Source organism: Bartonella sp. AP88HLJMH, assembly GCF_042195605.1.
Classification (GTDB): Bacteria; Pseudomonadota; Alphaproteobacteria; order Rhizobiales; family Rhizobiaceae; genus Bartonella.
On record NZ_JBHIOR010000001.1, the window covers coordinates 18,065 to 34,391 of the forward strand.

Below are 16,327 nucleotides of genomic sequence, written 5' to 3' on the forward strand. Positions count from 1 at the left end.
ACTCAAACTCAACAAGTTTAATTTTTATTCCTCATTAAATATCCTCACTGCCTATCACAAGATTGATTTTTTGGTTTCAATCGCACGATTAAATCAACATGTGAAATTTCCATACCTTCTGGTGGCTTAGGCAAATTTCTAATAATGGGAGCTTCTTCCAAATTATAAGGAATATCAAGAATACGATTTTCACCTTCTATATAAAAATGGTAGTGATCAGAGGTATTGGTATCAAACCAAGTTTTTGAACCTTCTACGGCAATAATCCGTAATAATCCCGCTTCCGTAAATTGATGAAGCGTATTATAAACCGTTGCTAAAGATACAGGTACACCTGCCCTCACCGCTTCCTCATAGAGCTCTTCAGCAGTAATATGACGATTTCCTTGAGAAAAAATCATATGTGCAAGCTCCAACCGCTGACGTGTTGGACGCAGACCATTTTGACGCAAATGTTTTTCTAACATAGAAATGGAATAATATTGCACAATTTTTCCACACTCTTTTGTGAACTGCTGCTCTTCATTCATATCTAAATTGTCTGCACTCACTGACATAATTACAAACCCAAATATATTCCTGCTAAATAAGATCAAAATACAAAAAAATGGGAATAGTATGGTGTAATCTTGTATTCCATTTTTAAATAATTACCTATGTAGAATACATAAAAAAAGGCTTTTGTCATTAAAAATGATATAAAATCATTTCCCTCTCTTTAAAATTTGCTCTAAAAGTAGGTTGGGAAAAGCGCAGAAATAAAGATATATGCAAATAAATGGAGTAACAATGGCTGAACAAAAGTCTCGCTACACTTATGAAGAGCTTCTAAGCTGCGCTCGCGGCGAAATGTTTGGTAGAGGTAATGCGCAATTGCCAGCACCGCCAATGTTAATGATTCATCGAATCACTCAAATTAGTGAAACTGATGGTAAATACAATAAAGGAATGGTTCGCGCCGAATTTGACATTACACCAGACATGTGGTTCTTTAATTGTCACTTTATAGGCGATCCCGTCATGCCAGGATGTCTCGGACTGGATGGTATGTGGCAATTAACAGGTTTTTTTCTTGGTTGGCTAGGCGAACCAGGCAAAGGAAGAGCAATATCAACAGGTGAAGTAAAGTTATCAGGGATGGTAACTCCACAAACCAAAATTCTTGAATATGAAATAGATTTTAAGCGTATTCGACGTGGAAATTTAGTCTTAGGAATAGCTGATGGGTGGCTAAAAGCAGATGGAGAGACTATTTATAAAGCGAACGATTTACGCGTTGCTTTATTCAAAGAAGATTGAACGTTATTTCCGTCAGAAAGAACTTTTCACTATTCTGTATGGAACGAGGAGGTATGAATGCGTCGAGTTGTTGTAACCGGAATGGGAATTGTCTCCGCAATTGGAAATAACCCTGGAGCTGTTTTAACCAGTTTACGTGAAGCAAAATCCGGAATTTCTTACGCACCTCAATATGCTGAATTAGGCTTTCGTAGCAGAGTTTATGGCAAGCCCGATATTAATATAGAAGAACTCGTAGATCGACGTGCTCTACGTTTTCATGGACGTGGAACAGCATGGAATCACATCGCCATGGATCAAGCAATTGCTGATGCGGGTCTAGAACCGCATGAAGTATCGAACGAACACACGGGTATTATTATGGGTTCTGGAGGTGCTTCAACACATTCAATCGTAGAAGCTGCTGACATTACACGCCAAAAAGGTCCAAAACGTGTTGGACCTTTTGTTGTCCCTAAAGCGATGAGTTCCACAGCATCTGCAACATTAGCAACTTTCTTTAAAATAAAGGGGATCAATTATTCAATCTCTTCAGCTTGTGCTACCTCCAATCATTGTATTGGTAATGCTTACGAAATGATACAATATGGTAAACAGAAGCGCATCTTTGCCGGTGGCTGCGAAGATTTGGATTGGACACTATCTGTTTTATTCGATGCCATGGGCGCTATGTCCAGCAGATATAATGACATTCCTCACAAAGCTTCACGTGCTTATGATGTTAATCGTGATGGTTTTGTCATTGCTGGAGGTGCTGGCGTTTTAGTCCTTGAAGATTTAGAACTTGCTAAAGCACGTGGTGCAAAAATCTACGGAGAAATCGTTGGATACGGTGCGACATCCGATGGACATGATATGGTTGCCCCATCAGGAGAGGGAGCAGAACGATGCATGCGCATGGCCCTTGCAACAGTCGATAATAAAATTGATTATATCAATCCCCATGCGACAGCAACTCCTGTTGGTGATCCTCCTGAGATAGAAGCTATCCGTCGTGTCTTTGGAGCAGGTGATCAATGCCCCCCCATTTCCGCTACCAAGTCTCTAACAGGACATTCCTTGGGAGCAGCAGGTGTTCACGAAGCAATCTATACATTGTTAATGATGAATCATAATTTTATTTGTGAAAGTGCCCATATTGAAGAACTTGATCCAGCTTTTGCTGATATGCCAATCGTTCGTGAACGACGTGATCATCAACAACTGAATACCGTATTGTCGAATACTTTTGGCTTTGGCGGTACCAATGCAACGCTTGTTTTCCAACGTTATGTATAAACAAAAGCTCTTAGTAATTGAAAAAAGTACGGTCTTACGGAGAATAATATGAAAGGTTTGATGGAGGGCAAACGCGGCCTTATTATGGGAATTGCGAATGACCATTCAATTGCTTGGGGCATTGCCTGTCAGCTCGCACAAGCAGGAGCGGAATTAGCGTTGACTTATCAAGGAAATGCTTTTGGAAAACGTGTTCATCCCCTAGCAGATAAACTTGGCTGCAAATTAGTGCTAGAGTGTGACGTTGAAAAAAGTGAAAATATTGATTACGTCTTTGAGCAACTTGAAAAAGAATGGAAAACAATTGATTTTATTGTCCATGCCATTGGTTTTTCAGATAAAACTCAGCTAAAAGGGCGTTACGTTGATGTTACAACACGTGAAAACTTTCAACGCACGATGGTTATTTCAGCTTATTCCTTTACTGAAATTGCCCAGCGCGCGGGTAAGCTTATGCCCAATGGAGGAACACTTTTAACTCTTACCTATGGTGCTTCACAGCAAGTTGTGCCTAATTATAACATCATGGGTGTTGCTAAAGCAGCTTTAGAAGCTATGGTACGTTATTTAGCAGCGGACTTTGGTCCTCAAAATATTCGTGTCAATGCGATTTCCGCTGGTCCTGTTAGAACTTTAGCAGGTAATGGTATTGCAGCTGCACGGGCAATATTTTCACATCAACGCCGTAATGCCCCATTACGGCGTACCGTAGATATTCATGAAATTGGAAAATCTGCTCTTTATCTACTCTCTGACTTATCATCAGGTGTTACAGGTGAAATCCATTATGTTGATTCAGGCTATAACATCATGTCTATGCCAATACTTGAAGAACTGAAAAAAAGTGACGATTCCCAAGAAGAATAAAATTTATTTCATTGCACTAAAAAAGAAAATCAATCATGTACATAGTGCTTTAATCGGGTATTGAGTACTTTCTCAGCTATATAATAGTATATTGACTTATAATAATATGACGTAAGGAATATGTGCAAATGTTTGTAAGAATAAGTCAATACAAAATCAGATGTACGATGCCTTGTTTCGCAAAATATTTTATAAAAGCCGGAATATTTCTTCAATCCATGGTTGATAAATTTTGTATTTTATGACGTTATTTACCTTACTAAAGCATACGCTTTTGCCATTGCTTATAAATCAATATCCAACCCTCATGCCACCGCAGTTTGAAACAGAGATTAGAGAATTATTAAAACCCTTAGTTTCAGCTTTTGTGTAGCAAATTGAAAAAAATATTCCTACCGTTTGATTTATTCTTGAAACGCAAATACAATCTAATTTAGGATGAATATGAAGGCGTAAAGAAATCAATCATTAATCTTACTATTATTCTTTAATGAGACTTTACGATTTTAAAAGCATCTACATCAATGTTTTTTTAATAATGGAGATTACTCTTTACCTCACACCTTTATTTTTCTCGTTCTTTAATGAAAGCGTTTCTCTGATATGTCAGGTAAAATAGAACACCCAAAAACACTATAGCTGTTGCTCCTTCATGCATTTTTTAAAGATATCTCTCAATGCACGCCATTCCATTTCACAATGCTACCTGTAGAACGTATAAAAAATCCTTGTGAAGTACATAAAATCCTTTTTTTACCACCATTTTAATGTTTATACAGATGACAAACCGACACCGTCATTTTACTTGCCATGTTCTAATATTGAAACAACCCTTGACACTTGAGATGATTCATTAGAAGTATCTTTAATAATTTTTATCCACATACTAACCCGCTTGTGACAAGCAAACATATATTTTTAATTAACTCAATACAAAAATAAAATGAATCATTTATATAAATCAATTTTTTATCTTTATAATCACATTATTTTTCAGTTTAAATGACAGCCACAAACAAGTACAATAACATTTTTTCAATCTTAGACTTTCAAAGTTATAATTCCAAAAATCATTTCTTGCATATAAAAAACAGAATTGACATGTGAGAAAATAAAAGGCTTAAATATCTCTACTGAACAGCTTCAAGTGCCAAGAGCTGTCTCACAACATTTGGGGGTGTAATGATGCTCGTCTTCCTCCTTCATAAACATAAAGATGGGGATGTGCACAATAGCTTTATCGGTTACACTATTCACGGTCACCGTCGCAAATTGGACTTAGGAGTTTTAAGAGAGGTCTCTTTAAAACAAGCACGTGAATATATAACAGCAATCGTGTTTTTTTGGACGTTCTATTTTACCTGACACGTCAGAGAAATGCTTTCATTAGAAAATGAGAAAAATAAAGGTGTGAGATAATCTCCATTATTTAAAAGATATTGCTTTAGATAGCGTAAAACTGAATTTAAAAATGATTGTAGAAATGGGAACAGATTTTCAGCTTTAAAATTTCATCTTCTTCCCAAATTAGATTGTCTTCTTGTTTTAAAGAATTACAAAAACAGAGATTCACAATATCCCTGCCCCGATATTCTTAGCTTATACGTTACATAAATAAGATGCTTCTACCTAATGAGTCTTGTACTATTCTGTTTGCAAATATCATTGTGAGATGAATTTAAGAGACAATAAAAATATCTTGTTCATTACATTACATAAACATGTGTAAGTGGAAACGATAATTTATCTTCAAAGAGATAGCTCTGAGACAAAAGCCAAAACTTTTATATTTCAGCCATGTTTCATAAAGAATCGAATGATATGAATCTATAATTTTCTGGAATATGACCGCCTTATACAACCATCAATAAAATCTATTTTATATGTCTATCATAACATGTTTCTATTTTTTACGATTGGAATTATTAAAAAACAGGATATCATTGAATTTCGTCCTTGAGGGCGCGGCTTAGTAATGTGTTTGCTGCTTCAGTTATATTTTTACCACAATAGAGAATTTGATAAATTTGTTCTACAATGGGCATTTCTACCCCAATACGCTGCGCCAACGTATATACTTCCTTGGTATTTAAGTATCCTTCCACAACCTGACCAATTTGTTTTTCTGCTTCTTTTATATCTATTCCTTTACCAAGAAGTATTCCAAAACGGCGATTACGCGACTGATTATCAGTACATGTCAAAACCAGATCACCTAAGCCTGTCATTCCCATAAATGTGGAAAGCTCAGCACCCATAGCCCCCCCTAAACGACTGATTTCAGCTAGTCCTCGTGTGATAAGAGCTATTCGTGCATTTGCCCCAAAACCTATGCCATCTGATATTCCTGCACCAATAGCAATAACATTTTTGACTGCCCCCCCTAATTGAACACCAATCATATCTGAACTTTTATAAACTCTAAAACTTTTGTCACAATGAAAAAGTTGCTGCAATTCTTTACCAAACTCAACATCAGAAGCTGCTATCGTCATTGCAGTAGGCCAACCAATAGCTAGTTCTTGCGCAAAAGTTGGTCCAGAAAAAACAGCTAAAGGAATTTTTTCACCTAAAATCTCACGAGCAACCTCTTGTAAGAAACGTCCAGTACCATGTTCTAAACCTTTTGTAGCCCAAATAACGCGTGAATGCTGATCTAAATAAGGCTGAATATTATACAAAACTTGATGAAATACATGGCTTGGAACAGCGATTAATATATTGTGACTTGCCGTTATTGCAGTTTCAAGGGAAGCTTCAAGTAATAAATTTTCAGGAAATCGAACATCGGGTAAATATACTTGATTACAACGTTGTTCCTGTAATTCTTTGATATGTTGAGGACTATATCCCCAAAGTAAAACATTATGACCATTACGGGCAAGAGCTATCGCTAATGCAGTACCAAAAGAACCAGCACCTATAACTGTCATTGCAACGGTTTTCATTAAATTTTCTGATTATTCTCTAAATTTTTGATTTCAATTGCATATTATTATTACAAATAATTTTAATGCTATACTAAATACCCCACGGACTTTCTCTTTTAAATTAAAAGTATATTCAAAATAATGATACTCATTCCACTGATATCTTGTACTTATCTCCTGCTTTATATCCTACAAATTTCTTCTACGAAGCTGATACATGCCGCATCAGCTCCGTAGATATTTCTAACAACTACTCCACAGGAAACTGCGTATTTGGACCTTGCTCCATGGGCATTTCTGAACCAGGTGCTTGATCTACAGGAGTTTGCGTACTTAGACCCTGCCCCATAGGCATTTCTGAAACAGGTGCTTGATCTACAGGAGTTTGCGTACTTAGACCCTGCCCCATAGGCATTTCTGAACCAGGTGCTTGATCTACAGGAGTTTGCGTACTTAGACCCTGCCCCATGGGCATTTCTGAACCAGGTGCTTGATCTACAGGAGTTTGCGTACTTAGACCCTGCCCCATAGGCATTTCTGAACCAGGTGCTTGATCTACAGGAGTTTGCGTACTTAGACCCTGCCCCATAGGCATTTCTGAACCAGGTGCTTGATCTACAGGAGTTTGCGTACTTAGACCCTGCCCCATAGGCATTTCTGAACCAGGTGCTTGATCTACAGGAGTTTGCGTACTTAGACCCTGCCCCATAGGCATTTCTGAACTAGGTGCTTGATCTACAGGAGTTTGCGTACTTGCACCTTGCTCCATCGAAACCTCTGAGCCCTGTATCTTTTCTGGCTGTTTTCTTACGGATATATCTTTGTTTGATAACTGCTCAGACACTGAAGAATCATCTCTACTTGATATTTCCGGTTCAATAACACGTCCTGAACCACCCATCATATTATAATTCAAATGAGAAATAGCCCACCAAGTTCCCCCAATAATAACAAAAACGCAAATAGCAGCAAACCACAACGCGCTTAAATTCCACTTGGCGTCTGGACCAGAATTCAAGTGCAAAAAGAAAACAATTTGTACTATAATCTGAATAATCGCCATCCCAATAAGATACGCAACCTTTGTACTAACTGCCCAACTTTCCATCATTCCATACATCACAGGAATAAAAGAACCCAAAGTGAAAAATACAGCCAGAATAAAACCAACCAAATAGGAACCAGTACTGGGACCATGTGTTTCATTTTGCACGCTCATCACAACGCTCCTAATAGATAAACCATGGTGAAAACACCAATCCATACAATATCAAGTAAATGCCAAAAAATGGAAAGACATGCTAAACGTGTTTTATTGTTCTGATCCAAGCCATTACGACGAAGATGAAAAAACATCACAACCATCCAAAGAAGGCCAACACTTACGTGAAGTCCATGAGTGCCAACCAAAGCAAAAAATGCTGACCAATAAGCAGAGAGAATTTCCCGTCCAAAAAGCTGTAAACCTGTTGCAGGATCAATACCCGCATAAGCATTTGGATCGAAATAAAAAACCTCACTCAAAAGTTCATGAAATTCGTAAAGTTCCATACCAATGAAGCAACACCCCAATACAAAGGTAACAGCCATCCATAAACGCACACCACTGATGTTATTTTTATGTGCTTGTACCATTGCAAAGCCATAAGTGACGGATGAAAACAACAAGAAAGCAGTCTCAACCAAAACAAACTTTAAATCTATAAACTCACTGCCCGCTTTACCACCACCATAAGAAGCAGAAAATACAGCAAAACTTGAAAACAGTGTCGAAAACAGGATTAAGTCTGAAAGAATATAGACCCAAAAACCAAACGTCATTACCGAGCTACTATCGTGGTGAAGTTCATCTATAGTACTCGCGTTATTCATTGTTACAGCACTCATACTGTCACTCCTTGTTCTTTAAGAACAGCCGTAAAGGCATCTTCAGTTTTTTGCACTTCTTCAGCTGGAATATAGTAACCATGATGATCACCTGTTAATGAATGACACACAAGCGTTGCAATAAAACCAACCAGTCCAACCGCAACAAGCCACCAAATATGCCAAACAAGCGCAAAACCAACAACTAATGAGAAGAAGCCAGCAATAATTCCAGCCGATGTATTCGATGGCATATGAATTTTTGTAAATCCACTTGTTGGCCGTTGATAACCACTTTTCTTCATATTCCAATAAGCATCATCAGACTGTATCTTTGGAAGGAGGGCAAAATTATAAGAAGGAGGCGGTGAAGAGGTAAACCATTCAAGTGTACGTGCATCACCCCAAGAATCATTTAATGTTACCGGTAAGTGCCCTTTATGCTTAATACCGTACCAAATCGCCAAAACAACCTGTAGCACAAAACAAAGGATACCAAGTAAGATAATACAAGCACCCAATGCAGCAATAATAAACATCGGCTGCCAACTAGGTTCCATGTAATGCTGAAGACGACGCGTCGCCCCCATTAAACCAAGCGCATAAACGGGGAAAAAGGCAAGGTAAAAACCAATAAACCAACACCAAAAAGATGTAATACCTAGTATGCGATTTGGTTTATAACCAAAAACTTTTGGAAACCAAAATGCAATCCCCGCTAAGTACGCAAAAACCACACCTCCAATAATTGTATGATGGAAATGTGCTATCAAAAAGAGCGAATTATGAAACTGCCAATCAGCAGGAACAATAGATAATAAAACACCTGTTAATCCGCCACCAACAAATGTAAAGATCATACCCATGCACCAAAGCATAGGAGGCTCAAAGCGAATCCGACCTCTATACATCGTAAGCAGCCAATTAAAAACTTTTACACCGGTTGGAACTGCAATAATCATCGTAGCAATACTAAAGAAGGTATTTACAGCTTCACCCCCACCCATTGTGAAGAAATGATGGCCCCAAACAAGAAGCGAAAGAATCAAAATAACCAACATGGCCCATATCATTGAAGTATAACCAAAGAGGCGTTTTGAAGAAAAAGTTGATACAACTTCAGAAACAATTCCAAAAGCAGGAACAACCAAAACATAAACCTCAGGATGACCAAAAACCCAAACATAGTTAATCCATACCATCGGATTTCCGCCACCAACATTGGTAAAGAAATTCATGTTCAAATAACGATCACATGCCAAGAGTGCAAATGCTACAGCCAAAACAGGATAAATGACTACAATAAGAACATTGCTGACAAAAGCACTCCAACAAAAAATAGGCATTCTCATCATTGTCATTCCAGGAGCACGCATTTTAATCATCGTTGCAATAAAATTCACTGATCCCATTGTTGTTGCAATACCAGAAAGCTGAAGTGACCATAAATAATAATCTACCCCTGTATCTGGACTCGTTTGCAATTCTGTAAAAGGTGGATACATCAACCAACCACCACGACCAAAATTCCCAACACCTAGGGATATGTTAATCAATATCGCCCCTGCAGCCGTAATCCAAAAACCTAGATTATTTGCAAAGGGAAAAGCAACATCACGCGCACCAATTTGAAGTGGTATAAGATAATTAAAAAGACCAAATAAAATAGGCGTGGCCATGAAAAAAATCATGATCGTACCATGCGCCGAAAAAATTTGATCAAAATGCTCAGGGGGCAAATAACCTGCTGTTTCACTCCCAAGAGCTAAAGCTTGATGCGTTCGCATCATAAGTGCGTCCGCAAAACCGCGAACAAGCATAATAATTCCAAGAACGATGTACATAATACCTATGCGTTTATGGTCAACCGTTGTAATCCAATTTCGCCATAGAATCCCCCACCACCCAAGTACTGTTAGAGCAATAACAGCAATTAAACCAACCAAAACAATCGCAATACATGTATACAAAACGATCGGTTCATGTGCAAGCGCATGAAAAGCACCTGCCGTAGGATCTGTAAGTCTTCCAAACATTTCTCAACCCATTTCAAATGAAATTCAAGTTTAAAAGAAACCTTTGTTAAAAGGGCTCTTTACTTTATTGACTCTGTTAAATAACATCAGGATCAAATACTGAACATAGTGCACCCCATAGCGTCTGAGCAGCAGCACGTTTCATTAAATCTTCATTACATACCGTCTTTTCATCGACACATCGATTAACAACACGATAGTAAAGCCGCTTCTCAACAGGTGCAAAATAACGAACTTCAGCATCTTTTTCCTTCGCAGCAATATCACCCATACGAGGCGCAATAGAAAGTTGACGATAAGATGAACGATCAAGTACTCGACCATTAGCCCGAGCTTTTACAATCCAATCCTCAAAATCCTGCAAAGACACAGAATGCCACTTAAACCGCATACCCGAAAAACCATCACCACTATAATTTGCTGAGGCTCCTTTGAATACTCCTTGCTCTTCAGCGACCAAATGCAACTTAGCATTCATCTGCGGCATAGCGTAAAGAACTGTACCCAATTTGGGAACCCAAAAAGCATTGACAGAATTCTCTGACGTCAATTGCAATAAAACTTGACGTCCTTCAGGCGCATAAATCTCATTAATCGATGCAACACCGTATTCAGGATAAATAAAAAGCCATTTCCAATCAAGAGCAACAGCATCAATCTGTAATGGCTTTCCTTCACCTACAACTTCCACTGGAAGAGGATTTGTAGGTTCAAGCTTATAGGTATAATAAGCTGTTAATGAACCTAAAACCATTACAATTACAACTGGAATACCCCACATCAATGCTTCAATTTTATTTGAATGTGCCCAATCAGGAGAATAGTCCGCTTTCATATTCGATGCACGATATTTTATAGCTAAAAATACCACACTCACCATAACTGGGATAACAATACAAAGCATCACCACCACACAAACAACGATCAAAATGAGCTGTTGACGTGCAACATAACCTGATGGCTGCATAACATCAATTTTACAACCAGACAAAAGCAGTGCTCCCCCTAAAATCACAAGCATTTCTAATTGTCTAACAAAGCTTTTCATCTCTATTTACCCCCGTCATACGCACTAAAAACTGTCATAAATATATACCTCACATTGTACAGATTTGAAAATAATTATCAAGAGAATTAAATGCCTATATTACTCTTATTAAACGCTTACTCTTTACCTATCACAATTTAATTGTTTTGCTTAATTGTTTTGCAATATACTCAAGTGCAAACCGATATCCATCACCTCCACACCCAATTATGATAGCGTCTACACCTGCAGATGTATAAGAATGGTGACGAAAAGCTTCACGCTGATAAATATGAGATAAATGAACTTCTACTTTCAGCCCTGAAAACATTTTTAGGGCATCAAGAAGTGCAACAGATGTATGACTGTAAGCCGCTGGGTTAATGATCAATCCAGAACTTGCCTCTATTGCTTCTTGTATCCATGCCACTAATTGCCCTTCATAGTTACTTTGATAAAAATTTATTATAATATCATTTTTTTTTGCCCATTCTCTGCATCTTTTTTCAATATCTTCTAGAGTTTCAGTTCCATAAATTTCTGGCTCACGTTGACCTAGAAAATTTAAATTAGGACCATTTAAAATCGTTATTATCTCTGACATAGCAAGCCTTTTCTTTCAGACCTATCACTTATTAAAAAAATATTTAGCATGTTTTTACGGCAATAAAGCTCCATCCTTAATCTCAAAGAATTCTGCGCGTCCTTTTAAGTCATCAAATAAAAGACGATCTGTTCCTGTCATAAATGTTTGTACAGCTAAATCATCAAGAATATCAAATAGAGCAGCACGTCGATGCGAATCAAGATGGGCAGCCATTTCATCAAGAAGAAGAATGGGAGATCTTTCCGACATCATACCTGTTAGACGTGCATGACACAAAACTAAACCTGTTAGCAGCGCTTTTTGTTCACCTGTTGAACAAGATGTTGCTGCTCTATTTTTATCAGCATAAAAAACCTGCAAATCTGCACGATGTGGTCCTTCTAACGTCCGACCAGCAGCACGATCCATTGCGCGATTATGCCGCAATCGATCACAAAATTGTTCTTCAACTTCAGTTGCTGATATTTCACTAAGAGCTGTTTCTAAAAAACCATCAATTTGCAAAAAAGCTCGTGGAAAAGGTATCTGTGAGGGCATTTGTGTAAACATGTCATTTAAAAGACGAATAACATCAACACGCGCCGCAGAAATAGCTGTCGCCAATTCTGCCATTTGCTTTTCTAAAGCATCAAACCAAGCACAATCTTCATTTCCATCTAAAAACAAACGATTACGTGCGCGCATAGCTCTATCATAATCGGCTATGCGGCGCCTATGCAAGGGATCAATCGCCAAAACCATACGGTCCAAAAAACTACGGCGCTCAAGTGAAGGACCTGTAAAAAGACCATCCATAGACGGTGTTAGGACACTAATATGACAATAATCTGTTAGGCAATCACTCGACTCATTCACACCATTAATATGGACCTTTCGACTGTTATCGCTAACCTCAAAAGCTGTACCAATCTTTACTTCACCATAAAGAGCGCATTCAAGACGCGCAAATACAACAAATCCTCCACCACCACCATCTACAAAACTAACGTCAGAATAAACAGCACGCCGCAAACCACGACCAGGAGAAAGAAAAGATAACGCCTCTAAAAGATTCGTCTTACCAGCACCATTATGGCCAGTAAAAACCACATGCTGACCAGAAAAATGAATATTGAAAAAAGAATAATTGCGATAACGTAAAAGCTTCAGCTGCCTCACTGCCACTTTGTGCACATGACTGGCCATGCATTGCAAAACAACGGCCCCTAAACGCGAATAGGCATCAGTACATAGAGCACATCCGCATCATCATTATCACGAATCAGAGCTGGTGCTCCAGCCTCAGCCAACATAAAAACCATCTCATCACTTGAAAGCTGCCCAGCAATATCCAAAAGATAACGTGAATTAAATCCTATCTCAAGCGGTTCAGATGCATAAGTTACTGATAATTGATCTTCTGCACTGCCCGAATCTGGGCTATTAACAACAAGCCTTAACTGTCCATGCTCAATCGTTAATTTAACTGCACGCCCCCGATCACTTGAAATCGTTGAAACACGATCAACTGCAGAAGAAAAGTCCTGCCTATTAACAATTAATTCTTTATCATTTCCAAGAGGGATAACACGTTGATAATCTGGAAATGTTCCATCAATTAATTTTGATGTAAAAATCACAGAGCCTATAGAAAAACGAATTTTTGTCTCCGAAAGCTCTATACATACATCGCTATCATTTTCTTCTGAAAGAAGTTTTTGCAATTCTCCTACAGCTTTACGGGGAACAATAACACCAGGCATTCCCTCAACTCCCGAAGGAGCTTCCATCTCAACTTGTGCCAAACGATGACCATCAGTTGCAACCAAACGCAATTTCAAAACACCATCATTAATAATATGGAAATAAATACCATTAAGATAATAACGGGTTTCTTCAGTAGAAATGGCAAATTGTGTACAATCAAGTAAATGTTTTAAGCCTGATGCCGATAAAGAAAAACGATAACCAAATTGCCCAGGAAGCGACTCTGGAAAGTCTGCCTTCGGAAGACATTGAAGCTGAAAATGTGCACAACCCGAAACAACGGACATTGTACCTGCTTGATTCTCATCGAGGGATAATACAACTTCATTGCTATCAGGAAGTTTTCGAATGATATCATAGAGCAAATGTGCCGGAACAGTTGTTGCTCCAGCTTGTTTAACATTAACTGCAAAAGATTCCATAACCTCTAAATCAAGGTCTGTTGCTTTTAACTGTACACGGCCATTTTCTGCATCAATCAACACATTCGATAAAATAGGAACAGTATTACGGCGCTCTACCACACGGTGAACCCGACCAAGAGACTTGAGAAATTGACTGCGATCAACTGTAATACGCATAAAAGCCCCGTATGATTTACTAAAAACTATAAGAATTCCTTAGAATTAAAGAATAGATCCCTTTAGAGAATCGCCTGCTAGAGTTTATTAAACCTCTCTTAAAATGGCAAGTCACTCCTGCATAAGAAAAAATAAATCTTTTCATTAAATTCTTTAAAGTCTCTCCAAAGAAAGAAACGATAAACACTATACAGCCTGTTCTCCAATCAACCGCTTAAGCAACTCAAGTTCCTTAGCCAAGGTCTGATCACCACAAACCAAATCTTCAATTTTACGCACAGCGTGTAAAACTGTTGTATGATCACGCCCACCAAAACGGCGCCCAATTTCTGGTAATGAGCGAGGAGTTAATACTTTTGCTAAATACATTGCAACTTGCCGTGGCTTCACAACCGTACGTGTTCGACGATTAGATAACAAATCCTGTTTAGAAACATTATAATGGCGTGCTACCGTACGCTGAATTTCTTCAATCCGAATACGCTTAGGTTCACCAGGACGTGTCAAATGACCTAATAACTCATCAATCCGCTCTAAAGATAAATCAGACTCAAAAGATTGACGAAACAAGAGCTGATTAAACGCACCTTCAATATCACGCCCCGACCCTAAAACCGTTTTCGCAATATATTCCAAGATATCATCAGAAATTGATACCATGCCATCATCTTGTTGTGCCACCTTCAACCGCTGGCGCAACATTTGCAAACGCATTTCATAATCTGGTGCTTCAATTTCAAGAGCTACCCCTCCCTGAAGACGAGAGCGAACGCGAAGATCAAGCGATTCTAATTCTGCTGGTGGACGATCTGCAGCGACAACAACCTGTTTTGCACTATCAAGCAACATATTAAGCAAATGGCAAAACTCGTGTTGTATCGACTTACCCTGCAAAAACTGCATATCATCAATAATCAAAAGGTCGATATCACGAAGCTGTTCTTTAAAAGAAAGAGCATCATTATCACGAATAGCTGTTGCAAAACGCCACATAAAATATTCAGCAGTTAAATAAATAACGCGCGCAGACGTTAAACGCTTCAATGCAGAAGCAGCAATCGCTTGAAGCAAATGTGTTTTTCCTAAGCCAACAGATGCGTGAATAAAAAGAGGATTAAAACGTAAGGCACTTTTATGCCCCTCTGCAATGGAACGCGCAGCTGCTAAAGCAACACGATTAGAAGCCCCCTCAACAAAACTTTCAAAAGTATAGCGAGAATCAAGTGGAGATCCAAAAACTCCCGTTTGAGAATTCTTAACTGAATGCTCTGCGCAACTTTCAACAAAAGATGAAGTCGCCTGCTCCTCTAGCACAACAGGAGGAACACTTCTTTTACAAACGACATCTCTTGAAACGCGTTCCATACCACGAACAATAACTTCAACACGAAGAATTGCTGAATTCTCTTGTTTCCATAAATGAGTCAAAAGAGAACCATAGTGATTATTAATCCATGAACGTAAAAAAGCAGTAGGAACAGAAAGCTTTACAAGAGTATGACTATATTCAGCAAGCTTCACACGTCCAAACCAACTGGTATAAGCCTCAACACCAACCTGCACCTTTAATTGCGCCATAACACGTATAAAAGCCGCCGCACTTTCCTCCTCTGAAACAATAGAATGCCCTATAGAAGCATTTCTACAAACGTTCTCATCACTTTCCGTCATCCTATTCTTTATTATGTTCTCTGCCGACAGGATATTTACCGAAACCCTTTTAAAGGAACTAGCTTTAGAGTTCAATTTATCCACCATCTTCCATCCTGATAAAAATAAAATTTTGTCCTGCCAAACAACTAAAATAAATCTAGCGAAGGCAAAACGCCCTACCCCAAATAAGATTACTCACCCTCCCCTAGGATAGCCTCATCACAACCCTACTAACAAAGATGACCAATAAGATTTACTTGCACTCATGATATGACCCACCCTTCTAAAATGGTAAACATATCCATTAAGAAAACTAAAAAACCGTCAGAAAACCTCTCCAACACAAAAGTTTCGAAAAGCCTAAATCAAAACATCTTGTATTCAACAAAATACAGAATAATGCGCTGATGTGACCCCTTCATGCTTCTTAGTCTTCA

Annotated in this window: 13 protein-coding genes; 3 read left to right on the forward strand and 10 right to left on the reverse strand. The window is 38.4% G+C overall.

Going from position 1 to position 16,327, the window contains the following annotated elements; genetic code table 11:
- Positions 1 to 44: 44 nt before the first annotated feature.
- The gene (irrA, locus tag ACFIMA_RS00065) at positions 45 to 557 is read right to left on the reverse strand and encodes an iron response transcriptional regulator IrrA (RefSeq protein ID WP_375612837.1); all 513 of its coding nucleotides are present in this window, start codon (positions 555 to 557) and stop codon (positions 45 to 47) included.
- 232 nt (positions 558 to 789) lie between these two features.
- Between irrA and fabA the strand changes: the two genes are divergently transcribed.
- The 3 genes from fabA to fabI are packed head-to-tail and all read left to right on the forward strand — an operon-like array spanning position 790 to position 3,444.
- Positions 790 to 1,299, forward strand: a complete 510-nt coding sequence (fabA, locus tag ACFIMA_RS00070; protein ID WP_375612836.1) for a 3-hydroxyacyl-[acyl-carrier-protein] dehydratase FabA — start codon at positions 790 to 792, stop codon at positions 1,297 to 1,299.
- A gap of 57 nt (positions 1,300 to 1,356) precedes the next feature.
- Positions 1,357 to 2,577 (forward strand): beta-ketoacyl-ACP synthase I, encoded by a 1,221-nt coding sequence (gene fabB, locus ACFIMA_RS00075; protein WP_375628420.1) that lies wholly within the window; start codon positions 1,357 to 1,359, stop codon positions 2,575 to 2,577.
- Between the two features lie 48 nt (positions 2,578 to 2,625).
- Positions 2,626 to 3,444 carry an enoyl-ACP reductase FabI gene (gene fabI / locus ACFIMA_RS00080; protein WP_375610038.1) on the forward strand — a complete coding sequence of 273 codons (819 nt, stop codon included), beginning with the start codon at positions 2,626 to 2,628 and terminating at the stop codon, positions 3,442 to 3,444.
- Positions 3,445 to 5,384: 1,940 nt separating this feature from the next.
- Here the strand turns inward: fabI and gpsA are convergent.
- From gpsA to dnaA, 9 genes are all read right to left on the reverse strand, one after another.
- Positions 5,385 to 6,392 (reverse strand): NAD(P)H-dependent glycerol-3-phosphate dehydrogenase, encoded by a 1,008-nt coding sequence (gene gpsA / locus ACFIMA_RS00085; RefSeq protein WP_375629261.1) that lies wholly within the window; start codon positions 6,390 to 6,392, stop codon positions 5,385 to 5,387.
- A 232-nt stretch (positions 6,393 to 6,624) separates the two neighbouring features.
- A complete protein-coding gene (gene cyoD / locus ACFIMA_RS00090) occupies positions 6,625 to 7,593 on the reverse strand; it encodes a cytochrome o ubiquinol oxidase subunit IV (RefSeq protein ID WP_375693726.1) in 969 nt (322 codons plus the stop codon).
- A complete protein-coding gene (locus ACFIMA_RS00095) occupies positions 7,593 to 8,261 on the reverse strand; it encodes a cytochrome (ubi)quinol oxidase subunit III (RefSeq protein ID WP_375611434.1) in 669 nt (222 codons plus the stop codon). The genes cyoD and ACFIMA_RS00095 overlap by 1 nt, the downstream gene beginning before the upstream one ends.
- On the reverse strand, positions 8,258 to 10,276 hold the full coding sequence (cyoB, locus tag ACFIMA_RS00100) for a cytochrome o ubiquinol oxidase subunit I (protein WP_375611433.1): 2,019 nt from the start codon (positions 10,274 to 10,276) through the stop codon (positions 8,258 to 8,260). The genes ACFIMA_RS00095 and cyoB overlap by 4 nt, the downstream gene beginning before the upstream one ends.
- A gap of 76 nt (positions 10,277 to 10,352) precedes the next feature.
- Positions 10,353 to 11,324 (reverse strand): ubiquinol oxidase subunit II, encoded by a 972-nt coding sequence (gene cyoA, locus ACFIMA_RS00105; protein ID WP_375611432.1) that lies wholly within the window; start codon positions 11,322 to 11,324, stop codon positions 10,353 to 10,355.
- Positions 11,325 to 11,454: 130 nt separating this feature from the next.
- Complete coding sequence (aroQ, locus tag ACFIMA_RS00110) at positions 11,455 to 11,907, reverse strand: type II 3-dehydroquinate dehydratase (protein ID WP_375652407.1); 453 nt, start codon at positions 11,905 to 11,907, stop codon at positions 11,455 to 11,457.
- A 54-nt stretch (positions 11,908 to 11,961) separates the two neighbouring features.
- Entirely contained in the window at positions 11,962 to 13,095 is a 1,134-nt protein-coding gene (gene recF, locus ACFIMA_RS00115) for a DNA replication/repair protein RecF (RefSeq protein ID WP_375611469.1), read from the reverse strand.
- A 20-nt stretch (positions 13,096 to 13,115) separates the two neighbouring features.
- Positions 13,116 to 14,237, reverse strand: a complete 1,122-nt coding sequence (gene dnaN / locus ACFIMA_RS00120; protein WP_375606188.1) for a DNA polymerase III subunit beta — start codon at positions 14,235 to 14,237, stop codon at positions 13,116 to 13,118.
- Between the two features lie 186 nt (positions 14,238 to 14,423).
- A complete protein-coding gene (gene dnaA, locus ACFIMA_RS00125; RefSeq protein WP_375611430.1) occupies positions 14,424 to 15,995 on the reverse strand; it encodes a chromosomal replication initiator protein DnaA in 1,572 nt (523 codons plus the stop codon).
- Between the last annotated feature and the right edge of the window lie 332 nt (positions 15,996 to 16,327).

Coding starts and splice junctions, on each gene's coding strand:
- irrA (WP_375612837.1), bottom strand. CDS start 557: ATGTCAGTGAGTGCAGACAATTTAGATATGAATGAAGAGCAGCAGTTC.
- fabA (WP_375612836.1), top strand. CDS start 790: ATGGCTGAACAAAAGTCTCGCTACACTTATGAAGAGCTTCTAAGCTGC.
- fabB (WP_375628420.1), top strand. CDS start 1,357: ATGCGTCGAGTTGTTGTAACCGGAATGGGAATTGTCTCCGCAATTGGA.
- fabI (WP_375610038.1), top strand. CDS start 2,626: ATGAAAGGTTTGATGGAGGGCAAACGCGGCCTTATTATGGGAATTGCG.
- gpsA (WP_375629261.1), bottom strand. CDS start 6,392: ATGAAAACCGTTGCAATGACAGTTATAGGTGCTGGTTCTTTTGGTACT.
- cyoD (WP_375693726.1), bottom strand. CDS start 7,593: ATGAGCGTGCAAAATGAAACACATGGTCCCAGTACTGGTTCCTATTTG.
- ACFIMA_RS00095 (WP_375611434.1), bottom strand. CDS start 8,261: ATGAGTGCTGTAACAATGAATAACGCGAGTACTATAGATGAACTTCAC.
- cyoB (WP_375611433.1), bottom strand. CDS start 10,276: ATGTTTGGAAGACTTACAGATCCTACGGCAGGTGCTTTTCATGCGCTT.
- cyoA (WP_375611432.1), bottom strand. CDS start 11,324: ATGAAAAGCTTTGTTAGACAATTAGAAATGCTTGTGATTTTAGGGGGA.
- aroQ (WP_375652407.1), bottom strand. CDS start 11,907: ATGTCAGAGATAATAACGATTTTAAATGGTCCTAATTTAAATTTTCTA.
- recF (WP_375611469.1), bottom strand. CDS start 13,095: ATGGCCAGTCATGTGCACAAAGTGGCAGTGAGGCAGCTGAAGCTTTTA.
- dnaN (WP_375606188.1), bottom strand. CDS start 14,237: ATGCGTATTACAGTTGATCGCAGTCAATTTCTCAAGTCTCTTGGTCGG.
- dnaA (WP_375611430.1), bottom strand. CDS start 15,995: ATGGTGGATAAATTGAACTCTAAAGCTAGTTCCTTTAAAAGGGTTTCG.